The organism is Photorhabdus sp. RM323S (genome assembly GCF_042879375.1).
Classification (GTDB): Bacteria; Pseudomonadota; Gammaproteobacteria; order Enterobacterales; family Enterobacteriaceae; genus Photorhabdus; species Photorhabdus tasmaniensis.
This window is the reverse complement of record NZ_JBHFKZ010000143.1, coordinates 1-1500: the sequence shown is the minus strand read 5'-3', so window position 1 is coordinate 1500 and position 1500 is coordinate 1. Positions and strand designations below refer to the sequence as shown.

At 50.2% G+C, this 1500-nt stretch carries 1 protein-coding gene; it reads right to left on the bottom strand.

What is annotated here, in order from left to right; translation table 11 throughout:
- A partial coding sequence (locus ACGF7G_RS22280; protein WP_387468460.1) for a DUF637 domain-containing protein occupies window positions 1-1500 on the bottom strand: 1500 nt, incomplete at both ends.

The window sequence follows — 1500 nt, the reverse complement described above, 5'->3', positions numbered from 1 at the left end:
ATGTGCGAGATAATTGTACCGGAAAGTATTTTCAGCACTGTTTGCTCCGCTGTAAGCGCCATTTGCTTTGCCGGTGAATACAGCACCAGCAATACCACCGAAAGCCCGAACAATTTGTGCTTGTTGTTCTGATGTTTTTTGCCATTTTTCAGCCTCAATGAGATTATCTCCCATTATTGCACCGGCTAGTTCAGCAGCTAAAGCTCCAGCTATTGCCCCTTTTGTATTACCACGACTAATTTCAGCACTGATACCTGTAACAATCGCATGGCTGATCGTTTTTCCGGGTAAACCTAACACCTGACCATTATCACCAATCAGCCCGGCCCCTTCGGCGTTAATCTGGCTGCCAATATTAGACAGCAAAGCCGTGGTGAAATTGTCTTTAAAGCTGCCGCCATTGATGGTTGTCCCCAGACTGGCACCGATAATGGACTGGCCCGCGACCCGTTGAGCCACTTTGCTCCAGTCGCCGTTGCTCAAGGAAGGTAACTTCGCCTTTGATGGATCCAGTTTTGCGCCATTCGCTGCTTCATCCCATCCCATTACCGTGTCAAAGCCCGCCAGTGCGCCACCCATCGCCATTGAAGTCAGGGTTGATTTAACGGTATCGCTGCTTCCCATCGCTTTTAAGGTTTTGGACAGGTCACCTTGATTATCTACCAGGGCGACCGCTGCCTGAGAGGACAGAGCCGCCATGCCGGAAGCCGTCGCGCCGTAAGCCATTGAGCCCACAGTAGCAGCGGTGCTGGCGGTTGCCCCCGCTGCCGTCGCCGCTGAACCTGCCGTGCCTGCGGCTGATCCGGCCACCGAAGCCGTTATGCCTGTGCCTGCCGTCACGGTAGCCACGGCAATCGCTATCACCGCCGAAACCACCGGATTCAGGTGTTGGCTTTTATAATCCCAGCTGTCATACGCATCTTTGACTAAGTTCCATTGAACATCCTGACGTTCATTCAGTCCTTTCAACCAGGCGGTTTCCGGGGTATTACCGAAGACGGAGACGACAGCTTGTAATGACTGACCATTTTTAGCTTTGATATCAGCGCTAACACCATTTGCTGCATCTACGGTGAGTTTTCCGCCAAGATGAATAGTAGGAAGCACCCATGTATTTTCGGTGTAACCTTTATCTGTCTGCTTGATGTAGAACCCTTTGGAATGAGTAATCGTTTGTTCAAAGGTGCTGTTGTTTACTGCTTTAAAATTAACCTGACCGTGAGTACTGGTCAGTTTGGCATTTTGATTGGTGGCGATTTTGCTGGCTTCATAAGTGCTGTCATCCCGGCTTAACAGGTTAATATCGCCGCCGGCGGTAAATTCAGTCACTTTGTTAGTAACATCATGACGGGTGTGTTTAATGGTTTTCTTTTTGCCATACCACTTACGCGTGGTCTCTGTTTTCTCATAGTGACTGGATTCTTCCATCGCCTGAGCGTACAAGTAACCGCCTTGTGCTGCCACATCCATTGCCCCTTTAGCCGCCAGTTTGGTGGCCTG